This is a genomic window from Sphingomonas sp. H160509 (assembly GCF_024124765.2).
Classification (GTDB): Bacteria; Pseudomonadota; Alphaproteobacteria; order Sphingomonadales; family Sphingomonadaceae; genus Sphingomonas.
The window spans coordinates 621,035-643,195 of record NZ_JAMXSR020000002.1 but is presented as its reverse complement, the minus strand read 5'-3'; the positions used below and the strand labels follow the sequence as shown (position 1 = coordinate 643,195).

Genomic DNA, 22,161 nt, shown 5'->3' with positions numbered 1-22,161 from the left:
AGGGTCAAGCAGCGCTCCGTTCGTGAACCTGGGCCCCCGCTTGCGCGGGGGCACACCGTGCGCATGAACACTTTTTCACCGCCCGAAATCAGTAAGAAGACTTGACTTGTCTTCGTACAATTCTAGTCGGGAGCGATAACTGCCGTATACGGCAACGAGGTCGCGATAACGTCGCCGGCTTTACGAGATTTTAGCGACCGTACGCATACGGCGCGCCAAACGACACTAGGAGAGGATAGAAGATGTCCCTGTTGATCGCCACCGCCCTGCTCGCCGGCGCGTCTGCCACGCCCGAGACCGTCATCGGCCGCTGGAAGACCGAGACTCACAACGCCATCGTCGAGATCGCTCGTTGCGGCCCTTCGATCTGCGGCAAGATCCTCACCTCCGACGCGCTGCGCGCCAATCCTTCGATGAAGGACGCGAACAATTCCAACACCGCGCTGCGCAATCGCCCGATCCAGGGCCTGCAGATGCTCAGCGGCTTCAAGTCGGACTCAGACGGTGTCTGGAGCAGTGGCCAAGTCTACAATGCCGAGGACGGCAAGACGTATAGCGGCAAGATCACGCCGCTCGGTGCGAACCAGCTCAAGCTGCGCGGCTGCGTCTTCTTCCCGCTCTGCAAGACCCAGACCTGGACGCGTGTGCGCTGAGACGCGGCTTCCATCTCCCTATTATCAGTATAGCTTTCAGGACCTTACCCATGACGCTTCGCACCAAAGCTCCGCTTCTGGCGGTATCAGCACTCGTTTCCGCTTTCGGATTTGCCAGCACCGCCTGTGCTGATGCCTTTTATCTCCAGGCACAGTCCGCACGCGGCGCCGGTCGCGCATTCTCGGGTGAAGGCGCCGATACCGGCCCTGACTCGCTGTGGTGGAACCCGGCCGCGATCGCCGGTATCCGCGACGGCAGCGCGACACTGAGTGCAAGCGCGATCCTGCCCAAGGGCGACGTCGTCGACACCGGCACGCTCATCGGCCGCCCGACCTTCTCGCCCACGACCGGCCGTCCAACCGGGTTCAATTACGCGCCGGTCGGCGGCAACGGTACGTCGAGCGATCCGATCAACAAGGGTGTCGTTCCGTCGGGCGCAATCGCCTATCCGCTGACCGACCGGATCGCGATCGGCGTCGCGGTGACGTCGCCGTTCAGCTTCACCACCAATTACGAGGCGAACAGCTGGGCACGCTATAGCGCGGACAAGACGCGGCTGCGGACGATCGACATCCAGCCGTCGATCGGCGTTGCGGTGACCGACTGGCTCCGTGTCGGTGGTGCGCTGAACGTCGAATATACCGATGCGACGCTGAACAACGCGCTCCCCAACCTGTCTGCGGCGCTGCCCGATGGCTTCCAGGAGTTGAAGGGTGACGGTTGGGACTTCGGCTGGACTGCAGGCGTTCAGCTGCACAACGACTTCGCGACCGTCGGCGTCAGCTACAAGTCGAGCATCCGCCACAATCTGAAGGGCAGCCTGAACATCACCGGGCTGGTCGGCCCGCTGGCGAGCTCGAACGTCTCGATCGACGGCGCCAAGGCGAGCTTCAACACGCCGGGCCAGGTGATCGTCGCCGGTCGTATCCGTGCCACCAACGCGCTGACGCTCAATGCGCAGGTCGTCGCGTACAACTGGAGCAAGTTCGACACGATCGATCTCGGTGCCCCGCTGAACACCGCGATCCCTGAAAACTACCAGGACAGCTGGAGCCTCGCAGGCGGCTTCGACTACGCCGTCAACCCCAAGGCGACGATCCGCGCGGGTGTCCAGCGCACCAAGACGCCGACGCAGGACGGCTTGCGCGATGCCCGCGTACCCGACGCCGACCGCTGGACCTATGCGGCAGGTGGGTCGTACCAGCTGACCTCGCGCATCGCACTCGACGCCGCTGCGCAGTATGTCGATTTCGAAAACACCACGATCGACCGCAGGACGGCTGCCTATGTCAACACCGCCGCACAGACGAACATCCTGACCTCGGGCGCACTGCGCAATGCGTCAGCAGTCGTGCTGTCGCTCGGTGGCCGGCTGAGCTTCTAAGGGTTCCGCCTTCACGATCCTCCCCCTCGCGGGGGAGGATTTTATACCTCGACCAATCTCAAACTGTCGGCGTAAACGCGCTGCTTGGCCGCGTACGACGCCGCGGACACCTTCAGTCCGGCAATCGCCTCCGGGGGAGAGTTCGCGCACTGCCTTTGCCGGCACCCCGACGATCAGGCTCCCGGCCGGAAACACCTTCCCCTCCGTCACCAGAGCATTCGCACCGATCAGGCAATCGTTGCCGATCACCGCGTTGTTGAGGATCGTCGCGCCCATCCCGACCAGCACGTTGTCGCCGATCGTGCATCCATGAAGGATCGCGTGATGGCCGATCGTGCAGCCTTCGCCGACGGTCAGCGGCGCACCGGGATCGGAATGCAGCATCGCGCCCTCCTGGATGTTGGTTCGCGCGCCGACGAGGATCGGCGTGTTGTCCGCGCGGATCACCGCCCCGAACCAGACGCTCGCGCCCTCCCCCAACCGTGCGTCGCCGATGACGTCGCCCGATGGCGCCACCCAGGCGTCGTCGGCCAGCGTCGGTCGTTTACCCTCGATCTCGTACAGCGGCATCAGGCAGCGTCCCTTTTCTTTGCCCGCGCGCGGAACGCGTGGAGCAGCGGCTCGGTATAGCCGCTCGGCTGCGTGAGACCATCGAACACGAGTGCGCGGGCGGCCTGAAACGCTAGGCTTTCCTCCTCATGCCCCGCCATCGGCCGGTACAGCGGATCGCCCGCGTTCTGCGCATCGACCTTCGCCGCCATTCGTCGCAGCGCCGCGTCCGCCTCGTCGGGCGTGGCGATGCCGTGGAGCAGCGAGTTCGCCATGTGCTGCGAACTGATCCGGAGCGTGGCGCGGTCCTCCATCAGGCCGATGTCGTGGATGTCGGGCACCTTAGAACAGCCGACGCCTTGATCGACCCAGCGCACGACATAGCCGAGGATACCCTGCGCGTTGTTCTCCAGTTCCTCGCGAACTTCGTCGGGCTGCCAGTTGTGGCCGGTCGCCACCGGGATCGTCAGCAGCGCATCGAGCGAGGCGACGGGCTCGGCCTTGCGCTCCGCCTGCCGCGCGAACACGTCGACGCGGTGGTAGTGCGTCGCGTGCAGCGTGGCCGCGGTCGGCGACGGCACCCAGGCGGTATTCGCGCCGGTCATCGGATGCGCGATCTTCTGCTCGAGCATGTCCGCCATCCGGTCCGGCGCGGCCCACATGCCCTTGCCGATCTGCGCCTTTCCGCTGAGCCCGCAGGCGAGCCCGATCTGGACGTTGCGATCCTCATACGCCTTGATCCAACTGGACGTCTTCATGTCGCCCTTGCGGATCATCGGCCCGGCCCGCATCGAGGTATGCATCTCGTCGCCGGTGCGATCGAGGAAGCCGGTGTTGATGAACACGACGCGGTCCTTCACCGCGGCGATGCACGCGGCGAGATTGGCGGAGGTGCGGCGTTCCTCGTCCATCACGCCGACCTTGATCGTGTGACGCGCGAGACCGAGCAGGTCCTCGATCGCGTCGAACAGCCGGTTGGTGAAGGCGGCTTCGTCGGGGCCGTGCATCTTCGGCTTGACGATGTAGATCGAGCCCGCGCGACTATTGCGGATCGGGCCCGTGCTCTTGAGGTCGTGCAGCCCGATCAGCGACGTGACGATGCCGTCGAGAATGCCCTCCGGCGCTTGCCCCCCGTCGGCGAGAAGGATCGCAGGCGTGGTCATCAGGTGGCCGACATTGCGCACGAACATCAGGCTGCGGCCGGGGAGCGTGAACGCGCTGCCACCGGGGGCGGTGTACTGCCGGTCCGGTTCGAGCACGCGCGTGACCGTGCGGCCGCCCTTGTGGAAGCTGGCGGTCAGGTCGCCCTTCATCAGCCCGAGCCAATTGGCGTAGGCGGCAACCTTGTCCTCGGCATCGACAGCGGCGATCGAATCCTCGAGATCGGCGATCGTGCTGAGCGCGGATTCGAGGACGACGTCGGCGAGGTTCGCGGGGTCGTTACGACCGATCGAATGCTCAGGATCGATCACGAGTTCGATGTGCAGGCCGTTGTGACGCAACAGGATGTTGTCGCCCGCATGGCCAACGAGCTGGCTCCGGATAGACTAGCTGAGGCGTGCCACCGGTCCAGTCGGTCCACGATCCGTTCGCTAACGGCACCGCATCGTCGAGGAACGCCTTCGCCCACGCGATCACTTGTGCGCCTCGTGCCGCGTCATACCCCTTGCCGGCAGCGCCCGGGATCGCATCGGTGCCGTAGAGCGCATCGTACAGGCTCCCCCACCGCGCGTTCGCCGCGTTCAGCAGGAAACGCGCGTTGAGGATAGGCACCACCAACTGCGCGCCGGCTAGCGCGGCGACTTCCGCATCGACGTTGGTGGGCGCAACCGAGAACGGCGCAGGCTCGTCGACCAGATAGCCGATGTCGCGCAGGAACGCCTGGTACTCGGCCTGATCGATCGGCTTGCCGGCGCGGGCCTCGTGCCAGGCATCGATCTTGGCCTGAAGGTCGTCGCGAACCGCGAGTAGCGCCGCGTTCTCCGGCGCGAACCTAGCGTAGATGTCGGACACGCCTTGCCAGAACGCGGCCGCATCGAGACCCGTCCCCGGCAACGCCTGTGTCTCGATGAAGTCCACCAGCGATGCGGCGATCTTCAGACCCGCGTTTTCGATCATCTCGGCCATGCTGCTCTCCTATGCTCTAGCAGCACGATAGACGCCCGCCACCTTCGCCACTAGACATCATAAACCGAAAGCTGTTGATCGCCTGGAGAACGAATGGACCCCGACATCGTCCTCTTCGCCGAAGTCGTCCGCACCGCCAGCCTCAGTGCGGCGGGGCGTTCGTTGGGTATCTCGCCGGCGATGGTGTCGAAGCGGATCGCGCGGCTGGAAGCCCGGCTCGGCGTGCGGTTGCTCAACCGCACCACGCGCCGGCTCGACCTCACCGCGCGCGGCGCCGCCTATCACCGTGACATGGTGGAGATCCTCGCAGCGATCCGCGACGCTGAGGCTCGCGTGTCGGACCGTACGGATACGCCGACCGGACCATTACGGGTCAGCGCACCCACGTCGTTCGGCCGCCTCCACATCGCGCCGCACCTGAAGCCGTTCCTCGACGCGTATCCGGGGGATCGAACTCGATCTCGACCTGTCGGATGGGTTCTCCGACGTCATCGGCGACCGGCTCGATCTCGCGATCCGAATCGCGCCAGCGGTGCCGCCAAGCCTGACCGGCCATCGCCTTGCCGACAGCCGTCGCGTTCTGTGCGCTGCTCCGAGCTATAAAGCGCCGCGCAACCCGGCCGATCTTACGGAACACCGCCTGCTCGCAGCGAAGGGCCAGATGCCTTGGCGCCTAGCCGGACCAGATGGCGACGTTACGATCGATCGCCCGAGCTACGTCGCGACCAACTCCAGCGAAGTCGTGCGCGAACTCACGCTGGCTGGCGTCGGCATTGCGCTGCGCTCGCTGTGGGACGTGAGCGCGGACCTTTCGAGTGGCCGCCTCGTCCGCATCCTGCCGGAACTGGCCGGGTCTGCGGACGTCGGAATCTATGCAGTGCATGCGCGCGGCCCGGTGTCGTCGGGTACCGCTGCACTGCTCGATTACCTGCGTGGTCTCTGGTCGCCAACGCCGCCGTGGGAGTCCTGAACGAGGTCGATCGTCACCGCATCGATCCGCCGCAGCATCGCGACGAACTGCTCGACCTCCGCGCCTGAGAACCCGGCGAAGATCCGGCGTTCGAGATCGAGTGCCTTCGGTGCGACTGACGCGTAGAGCGTGTGACCGTCGTCGGTCAGCCTCAGCAGATGCGAGCGGCGATCCTCCGGGTTCGCATGCCGCTGCATCAGCCCGCGTTCGACCAGCGCGATCGCCGCGCGGCTGACGGTCACCTTGTCCATCCGGGTCTGCTGGCCGACCTGCTGCTGCGTGATTCCGTCAGCTTCGGCGACCACAGCGACCAGCCGCCACTCCGGGATCGTCAGCCCGAACAGCGCCTCGTACGTATCCGCCACCGCCTCGCTGACGAGGTTCGAGGTGATCGAGAGGCGATACGGGATGAAATCGTCCAGGACGAGTGCGCGGTCAGCCATGTAGAAATCGTAACGATTGACACCAGTTGTTCAACCCGCCAGATTGGTAACAACGGATACCAACTGTCAGGATGTGATGATGGACCATATGGACGTAAACCCGATGGGTCTCGACGGGTTCGAGTTCGCCGAGTTCACCTCGCCCGATCCCGACCGGATGGCCGCGCAGTTCGAGCAGTTCGGCTTCGTCGCCGCCTCGACCCACCCGACCAAGGCAGTCACGCGCTACAAGCAGGGGCCGCATCAACCTGCTGCTCAACCGCGAAGACGGTGGCCACGCGGCGGCGTTCCGCGCGGATCATGGCCCGTCGGCGAGCGGCATGGCGTTCCGCGTTCACGACGCCAAGCAAGCGTTCGACGCGGCGCTAGCACGTGGTGCCAAGGCGGCTGACGCGAGCACGGGTGCGCTCGGTGAGGGCAGCTACGTTCTCGAAGGGATCGGCGGTTCGCTGCTGTATCTTGTCGACAAGCACGGCGCGGCCGGCAGCTTGTACGACGACTGGAACCAGGTTCCGGGTGCGGCCGAAGCGGAAGCCGAGAACAACGTCGGCCTCGACCTCCTCGATCACCTCACGCACAACGTGAAGCGTGGCCAGATGCGGACCTGGGCGGAGTTCTATGGCCAGATCTTCGGCTTCGAGGAGCAGAAGTATTTCGACATCAAGGGCAAGGCGACGGGGCTGTTCAGCCAGGCGATGATCGCGCCCGACCGCGCGATCCGCATCCCGCTCAACGAAAGCCAGGACGACAAGAGCCAGATCGAGGAATTCATCAAGGATTACAACGGCGAGGGTATCCAGCACCTGGCGCTGACCACCGACGACATCTTCGAGACGGTCGAGAAGCTGCGCGCGCGCGGCGTCAAGCTGCAGGACACGATCGAGACCTATTACGAACTGGTCGACAAGCGCGTGCCGAACCACGGCCACAACCTCGAACGCCTGCGCCGCAACCGCATCCTGATCGACGGCAATGTCGGCGAGGAGGGGTTGCTGCTGCAGATCTTCACCGAGAACATGTTCGGGCCGATCTTCTTCGAGATCATCCAGCGCAAGGGGAACGAGGGCTTCGGCAACGGCAATTTCCAGGCGTTGTATGAGAGCATCGAGTTGGACCAGATCCGGCGTGGCGTGATCACGGTTGACGCGTGATTGAGGATCGAAGCGTAGCTTCGGTCGAGATGCAGCGCGCAGGCGCTGCCGTCGACCGGCCGGCGCGGACGGAGCCGCCCCATAGGGCGCGGCTTCGCCGTGACCGACGGGGTCGCGGTTCAAAAAGAGTTTGAACGGCCGGCGGTTCGGGCGTTGATCGGAACAGGTGACGGAGAGGAAGCCATGACAATCCACCAGCCGACCAATGCCGCAGGCGAGACCGCCGGCCAGACCGAAGACCGCGGAGCGTACCAGCCCGGCTTCGGCAACCACGTATCGACCGAGGCGATCCCCGGCGCGCTCCCGATCGGCCGCAATTCACCGCAGCGCCCCGCATTCGGCCTCTACACCGAGCAGTTGTCAGGTACCGCCTTCACCGCCCCCCGGCACGAGAACCGTCGCAGCTGGCTCTACCGGATGCGCCCGACCGCGGAGCATCCGCCGTTCGAGCGCTATACCGGCGCAAAGCGGTTCGCGCCCGGGACCACCGACGAGCCGCTCGCGCCCAACCGCTTGCGCTGGGATCCGATCGAGGCACCTGCCCCAGACACTGATCTGATCGACGGCATGACGACGATGCTCGCCAACCGCGATCCCGCCGATCTCGAAGGCGTCGCGCTCCACGTCTACGCCGCCAACACCGATATGACCGAACGCGTTTTCATGGATGCCGACGGAGAACTGCTGTTCATCCCCCAGGCCGGACGGCTCCGACTGTTGACCGAACTCGGCAGGATCGACATCGCGCCGGGCCAGATCGCGCTGATCCCCCGCGGCGTTCGCTTCCGCGCCGAACTCCCCGATGGCGAAGCACGCGGCTATGTCGCGGAGAACCACGGCGCGCTGTTCCGCCTGCCAGATCTCGGCCCGATCGGCGCCAACGGCCTCGCCAACCCGCGCGATTTCGAGACGCCGGTCGCCTGGTTCGAGGACCGCGATGAGCCGGTCGAGGTCGTCCAGAAGTTCATGGGGTCGCTGTGGACCACCACGCTCGATCACTCGCCGCTCGACGTGGTCGCGTGGCACGGCAATCTCGCGCCGTGGCGCTACGATTTGTCGCGGTTCAACACGATCAACACCGTCAGCTTCGACCACCCCGATCCTTCGATCTTCACGCTGCTGACCTCGCCGAGCGACGTGGCCGGGCGCGCGAACGCTGATTTCGTGATCTTCCCGCCGCGCTGGATGGTCGCCGAGGGCACGTTCCGGCCGCCCTGGTTCCACCGCAACGTCATGTCCGAGGCTATGGGGCTGATCACCGGCGCGTACGATGCTAAGGCCGAAGGGTTCGCGCCGGGCGGCATCTCGCTGCACAACCTGATGTCGGGCCATGGCCCCGATCTGGCGAGTTGGCAGGGTGCGAGCGCGGTCGACCTGAAGCCGCACAAGATCGACGGGACGATGGCGTTCATGCTGGAGAGCTGCTGGCCGTATAAGCCGACCGCCTATGCGCTGGAGCATTCGCAGCTCGATTACGATGCGGTCTGGTCGGATTTTCCCAAGGCGATCCTGCCGAAGTGAGCCTGACCCTGCACGGCTACTGGCGCTCGACCACCGCCTACCGCGTCCGCATCGCGCTGGCCCTGAAGGGCGTGGCGTATGCGCAGGTAACGCACGACCTTCGCACAGGTGCGCAACGCGAGGCGGGGTATCGCGTGCTTAATCCGCAGGGACTCGTGCCGGCGCTGGAGACTGACGACGCGATCCTGACTCAGAGCCCCGCGATCCTCGAATGGATCGACGAGACCTGTTCCGATCCACCGCTGCTTCCCGTTGGCGCGAATGACCGGGTGATTGTCCGCGCTATGGCGGCGACGGTTGCCTGCGACATCCACCCTGTGAACAATCTCCGCATCCTGAGCGCCTTGCGCACCGAGTTCGGGGCGGACGAGGCTGCGGTGAACCGCTGGATCGCGCGCTGGATCGGCGATGGGTTCGCTGCGCTCGAGACGCTGATCGCGCGCTACGGTGACGGATTCGCGTTCGGTGCGACACCGACGATCGCCGATTGTCATCTCGTGCCGCAAGTCTATTCGGCCGAGCGGTTCGCGGTCGATCTTTCGCCCTACCCCCCGCCTCATAGCCGCCGCTGACAAAGCCCGCGCCCTCCCCGCCTTCGCCGCTGCACATCCGGACCGCCAGCCCGACGCCGACCGCGCATGAGCGATAGCGAACGGCTGACCGCGACGCCCGGCGGGATCAAACTCGCGCCGCTCGATGCAATCATCGACGGCAAGGCGCGGAACTTCGTACTCCAGATGCGCGCCGGTCGCTTCCACGGGTTCGTCGTACGCAAGGACGATGCGGTGTTCGGCTATGTCGATCGCTGCCCGCATATGGGCCTGCCGCTCGCGCAGGTGCTCGACGAGTATCTCACGCCGCGCGGGGACCTGATCGCTTGTAGTTGGCACTCCGCGCTGTTCGAGATCGACAGTGGCGCGTGCGTCGGCGGACCGTGCGGAGGAACGCGGCTGACGCCATGGCCCGTCGCGGTGGTCGACGGGATGATCGTCACGGCAGGCTGACGGGGCGGGCGACTTGCGCTAAGGGAGCGCACCTCCTCCCCTGCACGATGAACCGATGACCGAAACCCTGCCCATCCGCGTCGTGGCGCTGTACCGCTTCACGCCGTTCGCCGACATCGCCGCGATGCAGCCGCCGCTCGCGCTCACCTGCTGCTCCAACGGGGTGAAGGGGACGTTGCTGCTCGCCGCCGAGGGGATCAACGGGACGATCGCTGGGTCCGAAGAGGGGATCGACGCAGTGCTTGCGCATATCCGCGCGCTGCCGGGATGTGCGGATCTCGACGTCAAGGAATCGCGCGCGGAAACGATGCCGTTTCACCGGATGAAGGTTCGGCTGAAGCGCGAGATCGTGACGATGGGCGAGCCTGCGATCGATCCGCTGGAGGGCGTCGGGCATTATGTCGAGCCGAAGGACTGGAACGCGCTGATCGCCGAGCCGGGGACGATTGTGATCGATACGCGCAACGACTATGAGGTCGCGGTCGGAACGTTTGCTGGCGCAGTCGATCCGCAGACTCGCACGTTCCGCGATTTTCCAGCGTGGTTTCGCGAGCATCGTGACGAACTGGTCGGGGACGGCCCGCCGCCGAAGATCGCGATGTTCTGCACCGGGGGAATACGCTGCGAGAAGTCGACCGCGTTCCTGAAGGCCGAGGGGCTGGATGAGGTGTATCATCTCAAGGGTGGCATCCTGAAGTATCTGGAGACCGTGCCCGCGGCGGAGAGCCTTTGGGAGGGGGAGTGTTTCGTGTTCGATCAGCGGGTTGCGGTAGGACATGGGCTTGCCTTGGGAAGTCATGTGCTGTGCCATGCGTGCCGGATGCCGGTGAGCGTCGCGGACCGTTCATCGCCGTTATACGTGGAGGGGATCAGTTGCCCGGCGTGTCATGATGCGCGCGATGAGTCGCAGCGGGCGGGGTATGCCGAGCGCGAGCGGCAAACGCGGTTGGCGGAGGCTCGGGGCGAAGCGCATGTCGGGGCGGTGTTGCCGAAAGCGCATGGGGGGATTGATCCGCAGGACCTTCACGAATTTTTACCCCCGGCGAAGGCTGGGGTCCAATTGGGGAACGGTGCTCACGAAGCGCAGTATTCCGTTACTGCGACCTTTCCATTTGGACCCCGGCCTTCGCCGGGGTGGTAGCGTAGGGACTAACCAGTCGTTGCGAAGCGCTCGGCCAAAGCCGTATTCCCCTGCGACACCGCCAGCGAGTGTACGGTGTTCCCTGCCGCATCGACGATCGCCGGGTCCGCGCCGTGCTCCAGCAACAGGTCGATGATCGCCGTCTTGTTCACCAGCGCGGCCATCATCAGCGCCGTCTGTCCGACGCCATTCCGCCGGTTCACGTCGGCCCCGGCATCAAGCAGAATCTGCGCGATCTCGGTATAGCCCTTGAAGCAGACGCCCATCAGCGCGGTATTGCCGCGAGCATCTGCTGCGCCATCGACCTGCGCACCGGCCGCGAGGAGCGCCGCGGTCGCCTCCGCCTGGCCGTTGTAGCTGGCGATCACCAACGGCGTGTAGCCCTTCGCGTCGGTCACCTCGATATCGACGCCCGCCTGCAACAACGCCGGGATCATCTCGTCCCGCCCCGTCCGTGCCGCGTCGAACATCAGTTCGACCAGCCGCTCCATCGGCGGCAACGGGGGGAGGTCTCGCACGTCAGTCATCATTCGCCTCGATGATATGCGGCACGAACCGCGCGAGATTGCGCGTTACGACCGTGTCGTCTTCCCGAACGCCGATGCCGGCGGCTTCATTGCCGACCATCCACGCGCCGATCACCGGATGGCGACCGTCGAACACCGGTGGCGGTGCATAGGCCTGGCGGATCGCGCCCTCCGCGCCGTAGCCCTGATCGAGCACCGCGTGGCCGCTCTCGCCTATCACCTCGACGTTCGCACCCTCGCGCGAGAACAGCGGTTTGCGGACATACTTAGGCCCGAGGATCTTGGCGGCGGGGTCGTCGTCGAAGAACGCCGGGAGCAGGTTCGGATGCTCGGGATGGCGTTCCCACAGCAGCGGGAGGATGCCCTTGTTCGACAGGATCGACTTCCACGCGGGCTCGATCCAGCGCACGTCGGCGCGCGACAGGTTCGGCGCGTAGGGCTCGCGGAGCATGAACTCCCAAGGATACAGCTTGAACGCGGCCTGCACCTCGAAGCCGTCGGTATCGATGAAGTGGCCGTCGGCGGCGAGGCCGATATCCTTCATCTCGACGAACTTCGGCTCGATCCCGACCTGCGACGCCAGATCCTCGAAGAACCGGACCGTCTGGCGATCCTCGATCGCCGACGCATCCGCCGCGAAATGGACGAAGCCGCCGCTCGGGAACAGCGCGCGGAACCGCTCGCGCAGCTTGTCGAACAGGCTGTTGAACTGGTCCGTTCCCGCCGGCAGCGCACCGCTGGAGAGCAGGTCCTCAAGCCACATCCACTGGAACGTCGCGCATTCGAACACCGACGTCGGCGTATCGGCATTATACTCATAGAGCTTGGCCGGGCCGGTGCCGTCGTACGCGAAATCGAACCGCCCGTAGAGCGACGGCTGGCGCGTCCGCCACGTCTCCGCGACATAGTTCCACTGCTCGCGCGGGATCGCGAGGCGTTCCATCAGTTGCTGGTCGCGGACCACCTCGTCGACCAGATCGAGGCACATCGCGTGCAGCTGTTCCGCGGCGGGCTCGAGGTCGTCCTCGATCTCCGCCAGGGTGAAGGCGTAGGCCGCGCCCTCGTCCCAATAGGGTTCGCCATCCGTGTCGTGATAGACGAACCCGATCGCGTCGGCCCGCTCGCGCCAGTCGCCGCGCGGGTCGACCGCGATCCGGCGCATCAGGAGTCCGACGTCTTGGAGTCGTCGCGCTGCTCGATCTGCAACGTCTGGCCGAGTTCCGGCGTCTTCGGAGCGGTCAGGCGCGCAAGCACGTCATCGGCTGAAGACTGGCCGGGTCCGATACCGGCCAGCCGCAGCTTCTCGTCGAGATCGGCGCCAGTGCGACGGTCTTCCAACTCGCCTGCCGCCTTGATCCGTTCGCCACGGATAGCCTGTCGCTCGCGAATACGCGCGAGGCTGTCGGCTGCCGAGCCGAGCTTGTTGCCCGCACCCATGCTGCCCGACGCAACCGAAGCCTGCGCCTTCTGCACCGACTCGTTGACCTTGACGACCTCGACCTCGCGGCGGAGCTGTTCGATTTTCCGATCGGTCTGCGCGACGGCGGTGTGGATTTGCTCCTCGGCGGCACGCATATCCTCGACCTGCGGGGACTTCAGCGCGATGTCCTGTTCGAGATCGGCGATCCGCTGCGCGACCTGGCGCGCGAGATCCATGTTGCCCTTCTCGACCGCGATCCGGGCCGAGGCCTCGTACTTGGTCGCCTGAGCGCGGAAGCTCTCGACTTCGGTTTCGAGGATGCGGCGACGCGCTACCAGCCCCGCGAGATCGTCGCGTGCCTTGCCTTGCGCCTTGTCGGCATCGCGGATTTCCTGGTCGAGGATGCGTAGCGCGTTCGCATCGACGACCGCCGCACCCGCTTCGTGCGCACCGGCGCGACCGAGGGTGAAAAGCTTGCTCCAGATGGCCATGCCAGTCTCTCCGTTTGTATCTAAATCAGGCGGCGATGTCAGACAGCCGGGATCTGCGCGTGGCGCAGGTCGGTGGCCGCATCGATCGCATTCTCGGCAAGCGTGCGCAGTTCGATGATCACGGTATCGAGCCGGCTCGACGTCGCGAGCTCGCCGAACAACTCGTAATAATCGCGGCCATCGACCGTGCCGATCCCGAAGTTCGACAGCGGCACCAGCTTCTGCGATTTCAGCAGGAAGGTATTGAACGCCAACTGATCCTCCTGCTCATCGCAGGGCCATAGTAAAGTCGAGCATGCGATTTGCGCCTCGCTGACGTTGACGAACAGTTCGAGGTCGCCGTGGTGGTGCATCGTCACGAGCAGCACCGGGTCCGCGCCCTCCAGGATCCGTGCGGAAAACTCGCCGGCTTTCGCAGGCTCGGACGTGTCGAGCGCGGCCTTCAGGCTGCGGACGGTCCAGATGTCGGTCAATGCAAGAACTCCCGTGCTTGTCGCTCGCGCAGACACATAGGCGCAGGCGGAAGGCACGCCAATGGCGCTTTGCGACGGCCCGCGCTTTGGCCTAAGAGGCACGCCAACCACAGAGACGCGAGGATTGCATGTTCGATCGCCTGTTCGGCCGCAAGCCAGCGCTTGACGGCAACGCCCTGCCCGTCGTCCGCAACGTCACGCTGGGGCGGACGGTGACGGTCGATCCCCTCGCATGGCGCCGGTTCGGATCGGAACTCCTGTTCCCGTTCGACCGCGATACGCTGGTGATCGTCGCGCAGGGGCTGATCGACCTCAACGAAGGCGGCTTCGTCCACCGGTTCTACACCGACGACGACATCATGTTCCAGGCGGTGTCGAACGACCGCGACGGGCAGGACGTCACGGACGTCACGCTGTTCGCGCCGTGGGACAGCAGCTATCCGTCGTCGGCCGCCGAGCGCCCAGCGTGGAAAAGCCGGCTCAAGGCACGCACCTTCACCGCCGAAGGGCTGCCCGAATACAGCCGCGCATGGTTCGGCCCCGAAGCGAGCGAGCAGGAGCCCGTGACGTTTTGGGAGGAGTTGCACGACGATCGCGACGGGATCGTCGATCGTCGCATCTTCCAGACGTGCATGCTGTTCAGCCGCGACTTGCCGGGCGACGATGGGCGCGAACTGCTACTCGCGATCGACATGGAGACAGAGTCCGGCGACGTCTCGTTCGAGATCATGCTCGGCGTGGCACTGGAACTCGGCGAGTTCCGCGCCTAGCGTCTGCCACGAACGGCTTCGGGGGAACCAGCATGATTGACCAATACAGCTTCGGCGCCAGCGCGCTCGCCTTCCTGATCGCGTTCGTCGCGGCGGGGGCGTTCACGATACTGTTCAAGATCGTCTATCAGGTCGCGACACCGTATCATGAGAAGTCGCTGATCCGCGAAGGCAATACCGCCGCCGCGATCACGCTCGGCGCGGCGCTGCTCGGCTATGTCCTGCCGCTCGCATCCGCGCTGACGCATACCGTTTCGCTGGTCGAGTTCGCGGTGTGGGCGTTGCTCGCGGGCGTTATCCAGATCGTGACGTTCCTGGTGGTCCAGCATTTCGTGATGCGCGATTTCAACGACCGGATCGTCCGCGGTGAAATCGCGGCAGCGACCTATATGGGCAGCATCTCGCTGTGCGTCGGCATCCTCAACGCCGCCTGCATGACGAACTGAGAGGCATAGCGATGAAGCGTTCCAGATCGATCGTTCTCACCAGCCTGATCGCAGGATCGGGCATCTCACTCACCGCCTGCGATGGCGATGTCGGCGGCAAGCCCGTCGAGGCGCAGAGCTATGCGTCGGTACAGGAGTGCCGCGCGGCCGGTGCGTTGTCGGCAGTCCAGTGCGATACCGCGTTCGAGCAGGCGAAGGCCGATGCGGCAAAGACTGCGCCACGGTTCCAGGACCGACAGACTTGCGAAGAGCAATACGGCGCCGCGCAGTGCGAACCGCGTAACAACGGCAGCGGCGGGAGCTTCTTTACGCCGCTGTTGACCGGCTTCCTCGTCGGGCAGGCGCTCAACGGTGGCTTCGGCAACCGCGGCGCGCCGATGTACCGCGACCGCGACGGCAATTACTACGGCGGCGCTGGCGGTCGGATCAACCGGGACTATGTGACGGGCCGGACTCGCGTAGGGTCCGACGCCTTCACGCCGACCACGGCACGGGCGCCTGCCCGCGTCCAGTCGCGCAGTTCGGTGATCTCGCGTGGCGGGTTCGGTGGCGGCTTTGGGGGTCGCAGCTTCGGGGGGTAACGCGGCCGTTACCCCCCTCTCGCCGGGTTTAGCGGCGGGCCGGCATCAGCGGGCCACCGATTTCGGTCGCGGCGATGAATGCGGGACGGGCGCGCAGTCGATCCAGATACGCCGCGACGTCGGGATGCTCCTTGAGCAAGCCGGCGCTCTCGGCGATCGCGAGGATATAGCACATCTGGATATCGGCCAGCATGAGTTGTTCGCCCATTAGATACGGGCCATCGCCGACGCCCGCGCCGATATAGTCGAGCGTCTTGGTCACTTCGGGGCCGGTGAACTTGGCGAGGCCGTCGGGCAGCCCGCCCATCCGCTTGCCGAGCGACGTCATCATGATCGGCAACGACGCCGAGCTTTCGACATATTGCAGCCATTCGTCGTGCACGGCCGCCGCATCGCTATCGACCGGCGGCGAGAAGCGGCGGTCGCCGTAGCGCTCGTCGATATACGACAGGATCGGCGCGCTCTCGGCGAGCGTCAGCGCATCGTCGACCAGCACCGGCGCCTTGCCGAGCGGATGGATCGCCTTGAGCTCTGCCGGCGCGCGGAAATTCTCGTCACGCTCGTATTTGACGAGGTCGTATTCGATGCCGAGCTCTTCGAGCAGCCAGATCACGCGGATCGAGCGCGAGTAGTTCAGGTGGTGGAGCGTTAACATAAGCGTCCTTCGACTAGGAATGTGCTGCACCGCGGAACGGCTGGGCGGCATCGAAGGTTTCGTTGACCGCGGCCCCGGAATTCTCCGGCAACGGAGAGACTTATGACCAAGCTGACCTGCGACGTGGCAATCATCGGTGCCGGAACCGCTGGCCTCGCCGCCGAGCGCAGCGCCCGACGCAACGGCGCCAAGACGCTGCTGATCGACGAAGGCTTCGGCGGCACGACCTGCGCGAGCGTGGGATGCATGCCCTCCAAGCTGTTGATCGCGGCCGGTAACGCGATGCATGCGGTCGAGCACGCGGCGGTTTTCGGTGTCGAGGCGTCGGGCAAGGTCGACGGCGTCGCGGTGATGGCGCGGGTACGTAAGGAGCGCGATGCGTTCGTCGCGGGTGTCGAGAAATCGATCGATAAGCTGCCCGAGGAGGTGAGGATCGAAGCACGCGCAAAATTTGCGGGTGCGACGATCCTATCGTTGAGTGACGGCCGCGAGGTCCATGCGAAGTCGGTGGTGATCGCGACCGGATCGAGCCCTGCGATCCCCGAAATGTTCGATGGCGTACGCGACCGCGTGCTAACAAACGAAAGCATCTTCGAGCTAAAGGACCTTCCGAAGTCGCTCGGCGTCATCGGCGCGGGCGCGCTGGGGCTGGAAATGGCGCAGGCAATGGCACGGCTTGGCGTCGACACGATGGTGTTCGATACGGGCGAGACGATTGGCGGACTGAAGGACCGCCACGTCGCCGAGGCCTATCACGCGATCCTGTCGCGCGAGATGCCGATCCTGCTGGGTGTCGAACTCACGGTCGAGCCTGACGGCGATGGCGTCAAGCTGGCCTGGAGCGGTTCTGCATCGGGCGAGCAGCGCTTCGACTATCTGCTCGTCGCGACCGGGCGTCCGCCAAGAATCAAGGGCATCGGACTGGAAACGACCGGACTTGCGCTCAATGACCACGGCATGCCGGACTATGACTGCGAGACGATGCAGTGTGGCACCGCGCCTATCTTCATCGCTGGCGACGCGGACCATGACCGCGCGGTACTGCACGAGGCATCGGCAGAGGGTATGATCGCGGGGCGGAACGCGGCGAGCTATCCCGAGGTGACGCCGGGCAAGCGTACCGTGCCGTTCGCGATCACCTTTACGCATCCTAACGTCGCGGTCATCGGCAAGATCGCCAAGGATGACGATGCCGACACTGTCATCGGTACCGCGTCGTATGACGATCAGGGCCGGGCGAAGGTCGAGGCATGCCATGCGGGGTTGGTCCGGTTCTACGCCGATCGCCGCGACGGGCGTCTGACCGGCGCGACTATGGCGGGGCCCGCGGTCGAGCATAGCGCGCACCTGATTGCGTGGGCGATACAAAGCGGTTGGACCGCGACCGAGGTGCTCGACCTGCCGATCTATCATCCGACGTTCGAGGAAGGGATGAAGGGCGCGCTACGGTCGATCTGTAGCGAAGTGCATGCGCCGACGCCTCCGGATCGCGATGACGGGTTCACGCCGGGGACGTAATACTCGATCCTCCCCCCGCTAGGGGGAGGTGTCGCCGAAGGTGACGGAGGGGGGAGGACACGGAGCAAAGGTTTTCCCTTACCTCCCCTCCGTCTGGCAAGCGCCAGCCACCTCTCCCTCGCGGGGGAGGATTGCAAGGGGAGTGCTACTCCTCCAGATCGAGATACGCGACGACGTCGTTCTCCGTGGCCAGATACAGCCCCGCCTGCACATCCTCTTCCTGCTGCGCTGCGATCGTCAGGGCCTCCCCGAGCGGACCATAGAACAGTGTCGTTGCCGCCCCGCCCTCGCCGCTGTCGTCGAGGTGATACAGCCGCACCGACACGCTGGAAGAAACTGTCCGCATTTCAATACCCTATTGCAGATTTTTATGACGTAAAATTCACGGAACCAATTGTGAAGCAGCGCAACTTTGCCCGCTCTCGCCCGTTACGCTAGCAGATACAGGGATTTGATATGCATCAGGATGAAGGTTTTCCGGTGTCGCGCCGTGGCGTGATCGCCGGCGGTGTCGCGTCGGCTACGTTGGTCGCGGCTCCCGCTGCTCAGGCTCAAACTCAGGGCACTGTTCAGTCGGCCCCGCCGACCATGCCCGTGACGCTCAAGGTGAATGGTCGCACGACCAAGATCAACGTGGATACGCGGACCACGCTGCTGGACGCGCTGCGTGAGAATTTGAAGCTCACCGGCACCAAGAAGGGCTGCGATCACGGCCAGTGCGGCGCGTGCACGGTCATCGTCGAGGGTCGCCGCATCAACAGCTGCCTGACGCTTGCGGTCATGCACGAAGGCGAAGAGATCACGACGATCGAAGGCCTCGGCACGCCCGAGAAGCTGCACGCGATGCAGGCCGCGTTCGTCAAGCATGATGGCTATCAGTGCGGCTATTGCACCCCCGGCCAGATCTGCTCGGCGGTCGCGACGCTCGGCGAGATCAAGGCGGGCATTCCCAGTCACGTGACTGGGGATATTGCGGCACAGCCCACGGTCTCGACCGATGAACTTCGCGAGCGGATGAGCGGCAATATCTGTCGCTGTGGCGCCTATGCCAACATCATCGACGCGATCCACGACGTCGCCGGTACGGAGCGCACCGCATGAAGGCCTTCACCTACGAGCGCGCGACTTCCGCCAAGGAAGCGGCCAGCGCGGCAGTCCGTACGCCGGGCGCGAAATTCATCGCGGGCGGCACCAACCTGCTCGACCTGATGAAGCTCCAGATCGAGACGCCGCAGCATCTGATCGACGTCAACGGCCTCGGCCTCGACAAGATCACGCCGACGTCGGAGGGCGGCCTCCGGGTCGGTGCGCTCGTCCGCAACACCGACCTCGCGGCCGACGCGCGCGTGCGAAAGGACTACGGCGTACTCAGCCGCGCGCTGGTGTCCGGCGCGTCGGGCCAGCTACGCAACAAGGCGACGACCGCGGGCAATCTCCTCCAGCGGACACGGTGCCCGTATTTCTACGACACCACCAAGCCCTGCAACAAACGTCAGCCTGGTAGCGGCTGCGCGGCGATCGGCGGCTTCAATCGTAACCTTGCCGTGATGGGCACAAGCGAGGCGTGCATCGCCACGCACCCGAGCGACATGGCCGTGGCGATGCGCGTACTCGATGCTACGGTCGAGACGGTGAACTCTGCTGGTCAGACGCGCGCAATCCCGATCGCGGATTTCCACCGCCTTCCCGGTGCGACGCCGAACATCGAGACGTCGCTCGCGCCCGGTGAGCTGATCACAGCGGTGACGTTGCCAAAGCCGATCGGCGGGACGCACATCTATCAGAAGGTGCGTGATCGTGCGTCCTACGCGTTCGCGCTGATCTCGGTTGCCGCCGTGATCCAGCCAGGCGGTCGCGGCCGTCTCGCCTTCGGTGGACTCGCGCATAAGCCGTGGCGCGTCGAAGCCGCCGAAGCACAGATGCCTAACGGCGCAAGGGCGACCGCATCGGCAGTCCTCGCCGGCGCCCGCACCACATCACAGAACGCGTTCAAGCTGCCGTTGGTCGAACGCACCATCGGCGCCGTGTTCGAAGACGCAAAGGCCTGATCGCCATGAAGTTCGATACCCCCCGCCACGGCGAACCCGACCGACCGGATGAAGGTGCTCGGCAAGCCGCTCGACCGCGTCGACGGCAAGCTGAAGACCACCGGCACCGCGCACTACGCCTATGAGCGCAACGATGCTGCGCCGAACGCCGCCTATGGATACATTGTAGGCTCGGCGATCGCCAAGGGCCGGATCGAGAGCATCGACGACGCCGACGCGAAGGCCGCTCCCGGTGTGCTCGCGGTCGTCACCTACCAGAATGCCGGCAAGCTCGGCAAAGCCAAGAACCACACTGCGCGGATGCTCGCTGGCCCGGACGTCCAGCATTACGACCAGGCCGTCGCCGTCGTCGTCGCCGAGACGTTCGAGCAGGCCCGCGCCGGTGCCAAGCTGCTCCGCGTCAACTACGCGCGCACCGCCGGCCGGTTCGATCTCGCCGCATCGCAATCCTCGGCGACCAAGCCGAAGAGCGGCACGCCCGACACCGCCGTCGGCGATTTTGCCGGTGCGTTCGCCAAGGCGCCGGTCAAGCTGGATGAGCGCTACACCACGCCCGACCAGAGCCACATGATGATGGAGCCACACTCCACCACCGCGGCGTGGAAAGACGGTAAGCTCACCTTGTGGACGTCGAACCAGATGATCAACTGGGCGGTCGGCGACATGAGTGAGACGCTGCTGTTGCCGAAGGAAAGCATCCACGTAATGTCGCCCTATGTCGGCGGCGGTTTCGGCTCGAAGCTGTGGGTCCGTAGCGATGCGGTCATGGCCGCGCTTGGCTCGCGTGCGATCGGCGGGCGTCCGGTGAAGCTGGCGCTCGCGCGTCCGCAGGTGATGAACAACACGACCCATCGCCCCGCGACGATCCAGCGCCTCCGCATCGGCGCGCAGAAGGACGGCAAGATCACCGCGATCGCGCATGAGAGCTGGTCTGGCGATCTGCCCGGCGGCGGTCCCGAGACTGCGCCCAATGCGACCCGCCTGCTCTACGCCGGTGCGAACCGCATGACCGCGACGCGTCTCGCCGTGCTCGATCTCCCCGAGGGCAATGCGATGCGTGCACCCGGCGAGGCGGTCGGTCTGCTCGCGCTCGAAGCGGCGATGGACGAACTGGCCGAGAAGCTGAAGATGGATCCGGTCCAGCTGCGGATCATCAACGATACGCAGGTAGATCCGGAAAAGCCGTCGCGCCAGTTCTCGCAGCGCGATCTCGTCGGCTGCCTGAAGACCGGCGCGGAACGCTTCGGCTGGAACAAGCGCAACCCCGTCCCGGGGCAAGTCCGCGACGGCCGCTGGCTGGTCGGCATGGGCATGGCGTCGGCGTTCCGCGACAACGTCACGATGAAGTCAGGCGCGCGCGTCGGGATCGACAAGAAGGGCGTCGTCACCGTGGCCACCGACATGACCGACATCGGTACCGGCAGCTACACGATTATCGCGCAGACTGCGGCCGAGATGATGGGCGTACCGATGGACAAGGTCATCGTCCTGCTCGGCGACAGCAGCTTCCCGGCCTCGTCGGGTTCGGGCGGCCAGTGGGGCGGCAACAGCTCGACCGCGGGCGTCTATGCGGCGTGCATGGCGTTGCGCGAGCGGGTCGCGCAGAAGCTCGGCTTCAACTCGACCGACGTCGTGTTCGAGGACGGCAAGGTAAAGTCGGGCAACCGCAGCGTCTCGCTGTCGGAAGCCGCAGGCGATGCCGGCCTCTCGGCGGAGGACTCGATCGAGTTCGGCGACCTGACCAAGACGTACGCGCAGGCAACGTTCGGCGCGCACTTCGTCGAGGTCGGCGTCGACTCGGCGACCGGTGAGATCCGTGTCCGCCGGATGAGCGGCGCGTTCGCAGCCGGTCGTATCCTCAATCCGAAATCGGCGCGGAGCCAGGTGATCGGCGCGATGACGATGGGCGTCGGTGCGGCACTGATGGAGGACGCGATCGTTGACACGCGGTTCGGCTATTTCGTCAACCACGACCTCGCAGAATATCACGTGCCCGCACATGCCGACATTCCGATGCAGGACGTGTTCTTCATGGACGAACTCGACGAGAAGTCCTCGCCGATGAAGGCCAAGGGCATTGGCGAACTCGGCCTGTGCGGCGTCGGCGCGGCGATCGCCAACGCGGTCTACAACGCCTGCGGCGTCCGCGTCCGCGAATACCCGCTGACCCTCGACAAGGTCATCGGCAAGATGGCCTGATACCCTGCCCTCCACCCGGCCGCCTCAGCGGCCTGGGTGGAGGGCAAAACCGGCTCTGGCGCGCGCGAATAGGTTGCGCTAGAAAACTG

The 22,161-nt window shown here is 65.3% G+C and carries 19 protein-coding genes and 5 pseudogenes; 15 read left to right on the top strand and 9 right to left on the bottom strand.

The features are described 5' to 3' along the window. Positions 1-242 precede the first annotated feature (242 nt). Together NHF48_RS04745 and NHF48_RS04740 are read left to right on the top strand one after the other, a co-directional pair. Positions 243-653, top strand: a complete 411-nt coding sequence (locus NHF48_RS04745; RefSeq protein WP_056058937.1) for a DUF2147 domain-containing protein — start codon at positions 243-245, stop codon at positions 651-653. A 50-nt stretch (positions 654-703) separates the two neighbouring features. Then, positions 704-2,038, top strand: coding sequence for an OmpP1/FadL family transporter (locus NHF48_RS04740; RefSeq protein ID WP_253070439.1), 1,335 nt, complete (start codon positions 704-706; stop codon positions 2,036-2,038). Here the strand turns inward: NHF48_RS04740 and NHF48_RS04735 are convergent. Further along, the gene (locus tag NHF48_RS04735) at positions 1,997-2,608 is read right to left on the bottom strand and encodes a gamma carbonic anhydrase family protein (protein WP_446741107.1); all 612 of its coding nucleotides are present in this window, start codon (positions 2,606-2,608) and stop codon (positions 1,997-1,999) included. The two genes, NHF48_RS04740 and NHF48_RS04735, sit on opposite strands and share 42 nt — an antisense overlap. Next, positions 2,608-4,714, bottom strand: a pseudogene (locus NHF48_RS04730) (malate synthase G). The gene NHF48_RS04735 and the pseudogene NHF48_RS04730 overlap by 1 nt, the downstream one beginning before the upstream one ends. Positions 4,715-4,807: 93 nt before the next feature. On the opposite strand from NHF48_RS04730, the pseudogene NHF48_RS04725 reads away from it, so the two are divergent. After that, positions 4,808-5,684: pseudogene (locus tag NHF48_RS04725) on the top strand (LysR family transcriptional regulator). Here NHF48_RS04725 and NHF48_RS04720 read toward each other — a convergent pair. Beyond that, complete coding sequence (locus NHF48_RS04720) at positions 5,639-6,127, bottom strand: MarR family winged helix-turn-helix transcriptional regulator (protein WP_253070438.1); 489 nt, start codon at positions 6,125-6,127, stop codon at positions 5,639-5,641. The pseudogene NHF48_RS04725 and the gene NHF48_RS04720 sit on opposite strands and share 46 nt — an antisense overlap. Positions 6,128-6,206: 79 nt before the next feature. On the opposite strand from NHF48_RS04720, the pseudogene hppD reads away from it, so the two are divergent. The 5 genes and pseudogenes from hppD (at position 6,207) to trhO (ending at position 10,944) form a co-directional block, all read left to right on the top strand. Then, positions 6,207-7,278 (top strand): annotated as a pseudogene (gene hppD, locus NHF48_RS04715) (4-hydroxyphenylpyruvate dioxygenase). A gap of 183 nt (positions 7,279-7,461) precedes the next feature. Beyond that, positions 7,462-8,799 carry a homogentisate 1,2-dioxygenase gene (hmgA, locus tag NHF48_RS04710; RefSeq protein ID WP_253070437.1) on the top strand — a complete coding sequence of 446 codons (1,338 nt, stop codon included), beginning with the start codon at positions 7,462-7,464 and terminating at the stop codon, positions 8,797-8,799. Beyond that, positions 8,796-9,441 (top strand): annotated as a pseudogene (gene maiA, locus NHF48_RS04705) (maleylacetoacetate isomerase). The gene hmgA and the pseudogene maiA overlap by 4 nt, the downstream one beginning before the upstream one ends. Next, positions 9,438-9,803, top strand: a complete 366-nt coding sequence (locus tag NHF48_RS04700; RefSeq protein WP_253070436.1) for a Rieske (2Fe-2S) protein — start codon at positions 9,438-9,440, stop codon at positions 9,801-9,803. The pseudogene maiA and the gene NHF48_RS04700 overlap by 4 nt, the downstream one beginning before the upstream one ends. Positions 9,804-9,858: 55 nt before the next feature. Beyond that, a complete protein-coding gene (gene trhO, locus NHF48_RS04695) occupies positions 9,859-10,944 on the top strand; it encodes an oxygen-dependent tRNA uridine(34) hydroxylase TrhO (RefSeq protein WP_253070435.1) in 1,086 nt (361 codons plus the stop codon). A gap of 8 nt (positions 10,945-10,952) precedes the next feature. Here trhO and NHF48_RS04690 read toward each other — a convergent pair whose 3' ends face one another. From NHF48_RS04690 to NHF48_RS04675, 4 genes are read right to left on the bottom strand one after another with little or no spacing between them, the layout of a single operon-like run. Then, complete coding sequence (locus NHF48_RS04690; RefSeq protein ID WP_253070434.1) at positions 10,953-11,471, bottom strand: ankyrin repeat domain-containing protein; 519 nt, start codon at positions 11,469-11,471, stop codon at positions 10,953-10,955. Next, positions 11,464-12,633, bottom strand: a complete 1,170-nt coding sequence (locus NHF48_RS04685; protein ID WP_253070433.1) for a glutathionylspermidine synthase family protein — start codon at positions 12,631-12,633, stop codon at positions 11,464-11,466. Before NHF48_RS04685 ends, NHF48_RS04690 begins: the two co-directional genes overlap by 8 nt. After that, positions 12,633-13,382 carry a PspA/IM30 family protein gene (locus NHF48_RS04680; protein ID WP_056058968.1) on the bottom strand — a complete coding sequence of 250 codons (750 nt, stop codon included), beginning with the start codon at positions 13,380-13,382 and terminating at the stop codon, positions 12,633-12,635. The genes NHF48_RS04685 and NHF48_RS04680 overlap by 1 nt, the downstream gene beginning before the upstream one ends. Positions 13,383-13,420: 38 nt before the next feature. Beyond that, on the bottom strand, positions 13,421-13,855 hold the full coding sequence (locus tag NHF48_RS04675; RefSeq protein WP_253070432.1) for a YjfI family protein: 435 nt from the start codon (positions 13,853-13,855) through the stop codon (positions 13,421-13,423). Positions 13,856-13,983: 128 nt separating this feature from the next. Here NHF48_RS04675 and NHF48_RS04670 point away from each other — a divergent pair, with 128 nt between their 5' ends. From NHF48_RS04670 to NHF48_RS04660, 3 genes are read left to right on the top strand one after another with little or no spacing between them, the layout of a single operon-like run. Further along, positions 13,984-14,625, top strand: coding sequence for a DUF2491 family protein (locus NHF48_RS04670; protein ID WP_056481639.1), 642 nt, complete (start codon positions 13,984-13,986; stop codon positions 14,623-14,625). A 32-nt stretch (positions 14,626-14,657) separates the two neighbouring features. Continuing rightward, entirely contained in the window at positions 14,658-15,071 is a 414-nt protein-coding gene (locus NHF48_RS04665) for a DUF350 domain-containing protein (protein WP_093397599.1), read from the top strand. A gap of 11 nt (positions 15,072-15,082) precedes the next feature. Then, entirely contained in the window at positions 15,083-15,652 is a 570-nt protein-coding gene (locus NHF48_RS04660) for a DUF1190 domain-containing protein (RefSeq protein ID WP_056049223.1), read from the top strand. Between the two features lie 28 nt (positions 15,653-15,680). Here NHF48_RS04660 and NHF48_RS04655 read toward each other — a convergent pair whose 3' ends face one another. Beyond that, the gene (locus tag NHF48_RS04655; RefSeq protein ID WP_253070431.1) at positions 15,681-16,307 is read right to left on the bottom strand and encodes a glutathione S-transferase family protein; all 627 of its coding nucleotides are present in this window, start codon (positions 16,305-16,307) and stop codon (positions 15,681-15,683) included. A gap of 102 nt (positions 16,308-16,409) precedes the next feature. On the opposite strand from NHF48_RS04655, the gene NHF48_RS04650 reads away from it, so the two are divergent. Then, the gene (locus NHF48_RS04650) at positions 16,410-17,825 is read left to right on the top strand and encodes a dihydrolipoyl dehydrogenase (RefSeq protein WP_253070430.1); all 1,416 of its coding nucleotides are present in this window, start codon (positions 16,410-16,412) and stop codon (positions 17,823-17,825) included. Between the two features lie 145 nt (positions 17,826-17,970). Here NHF48_RS04650 and NHF48_RS04645 read toward each other — a convergent pair whose 3' ends face one another. Then, the gene (locus NHF48_RS04645; RefSeq protein WP_253070429.1) at positions 17,971-18,171 is read right to left on the bottom strand and encodes a hypothetical protein; all 201 of its coding nucleotides are present in this window, start codon (positions 18,169-18,171) and stop codon (positions 17,971-17,973) included. A gap of 110 nt (positions 18,172-18,281) precedes the next feature. Between NHF48_RS04645 and paoA the strand changes: the two genes are divergently transcribed. From paoA to paoC, 3 genes and pseudogenes are all read left to right on the top strand, one after another. Further along, a complete protein-coding gene (gene paoA / locus NHF48_RS04640) occupies positions 18,282-18,926 on the top strand; it encodes an aldehyde dehydrogenase iron-sulfur subunit PaoA (protein ID WP_253070428.1) in 645 nt (214 codons plus the stop codon). Next, positions 18,923-19,873 (top strand): FAD binding domain-containing protein, encoded by a 951-nt coding sequence (locus NHF48_RS04635; RefSeq protein ID WP_253070427.1) that lies wholly within the window; start codon positions 18,923-18,925, stop codon positions 19,871-19,873. Before paoA ends, NHF48_RS04635 begins: the two co-directional genes overlap by 4 nt. A 5-nt stretch (positions 19,874-19,878) precedes the next feature. Continuing rightward, positions 19,879-22,072 (top strand): annotated as a pseudogene (paoC, locus tag NHF48_RS04630) (aldehyde oxidoreductase molybdenum-binding subunit PaoC). The last annotated feature ends 89 nt before the right edge of the window (positions 22,073-22,161 follow it).

What these genes read in the sequence shown, in the direction of transcription:
- NHF48_RS04645 (WP_253070429.1), bottom strand. Translation starts at nt 18,171, where the DNA reads ATGCGGACAGTTTCTTCCAGCGTGTCGGTGCGGCTGTATCACCTCGAC.
- NHF48_RS04740 (WP_253070439.1), top strand. Translation starts at nt 704, where the DNA reads ATGACGCTTCGCACCAAAGCTCCGCTTCTGGCGGTATCAGCACTCGTT.
- NHF48_RS04720 (WP_253070438.1), bottom strand. Translation starts at nt 6,127, where the DNA reads ATGGCTGACCGCGCACTCGTCCTGGACGATTTCATCCCGTATCGCCTC.
- NHF48_RS04650 (WP_253070430.1), top strand. Translation starts at nt 16,410, where the DNA reads ATGACCAAGCTGACCTGCGACGTGGCAATCATCGGTGCCGGAACCGCT.
- paoA (WP_253070428.1), top strand. Translation starts at nt 18,282, where the DNA reads ATGCATCAGGATGAAGGTTTTCCGGTGTCGCGCCGTGGCGTGATCGCC.
- NHF48_RS04685 (WP_253070433.1), bottom strand. Translation starts at nt 12,633, where the DNA reads ATGCGCCGGATCGCGGTCGACCCGCGCGGCGACTGGCGCGAGCGGGCC.
- trhO (WP_253070435.1), top strand. Translation starts at nt 9,859, where the DNA reads ATGACCGAAACCCTGCCCATCCGCGTCGTGGCGCTGTACCGCTTCACG.
- NHF48_RS04680 (WP_056058968.1), bottom strand. Translation starts at nt 13,382, where the DNA reads ATGGCCATCTGGAGCAAGCTTTTCACCCTCGGTCGCGCCGGTGCGCAC.
- NHF48_RS04670 (WP_056481639.1), top strand. Translation starts at nt 13,984, where the DNA reads ATGTTCGATCGCCTGTTCGGCCGCAAGCCAGCGCTTGACGGCAACGCC.
- hmgA (WP_253070437.1), top strand. Translation starts at nt 7,462, where the DNA reads ATGACAATCCACCAGCCGACCAATGCCGCAGGCGAGACCGCCGGCCAG.
- NHF48_RS04735 (WP_446741107.1), bottom strand. Translation starts at nt 2,608, where the DNA reads ATGCCGCTGTACGAGATCGAGGGTAAACGACCGACGCTGGCCGACGAC.
- NHF48_RS04655 (WP_253070431.1), bottom strand. Translation starts at nt 16,307, where the DNA reads ATGTTAACGCTCCACCACCTGAACTACTCGCGCTCGATCCGCGTGATC.
- NHF48_RS04700 (WP_253070436.1), top strand. Translation starts at nt 9,438, where the DNA reads ATGAGCGATAGCGAACGGCTGACCGCGACGCCCGGCGGGATCAAACTC.
- NHF48_RS04660 (WP_056049223.1), top strand. Translation starts at nt 15,083, where the DNA reads ATGAAGCGTTCCAGATCGATCGTTCTCACCAGCCTGATCGCAGGATCG.
- NHF48_RS04690 (WP_253070434.1), bottom strand. Translation starts at nt 11,471, where the DNA reads ATGACTGACGTGCGAGACCTCCCCCCGTTGCCGCCGATGGAGCGGCTG.
- NHF48_RS04665 (WP_093397599.1), top strand. Translation starts at nt 14,658, where the DNA reads ATGATTGACCAATACAGCTTCGGCGCCAGCGCGCTCGCCTTCCTGATC.
- NHF48_RS04745 (WP_056058937.1), top strand. Translation starts at nt 243, where the DNA reads ATGTCCCTGTTGATCGCCACCGCCCTGCTCGCCGGCGCGTCTGCCACG.
- NHF48_RS04635 (WP_253070427.1), top strand. Translation starts at nt 18,923, where the DNA reads ATGAAGGCCTTCACCTACGAGCGCGCGACTTCCGCCAAGGAAGCGGCC.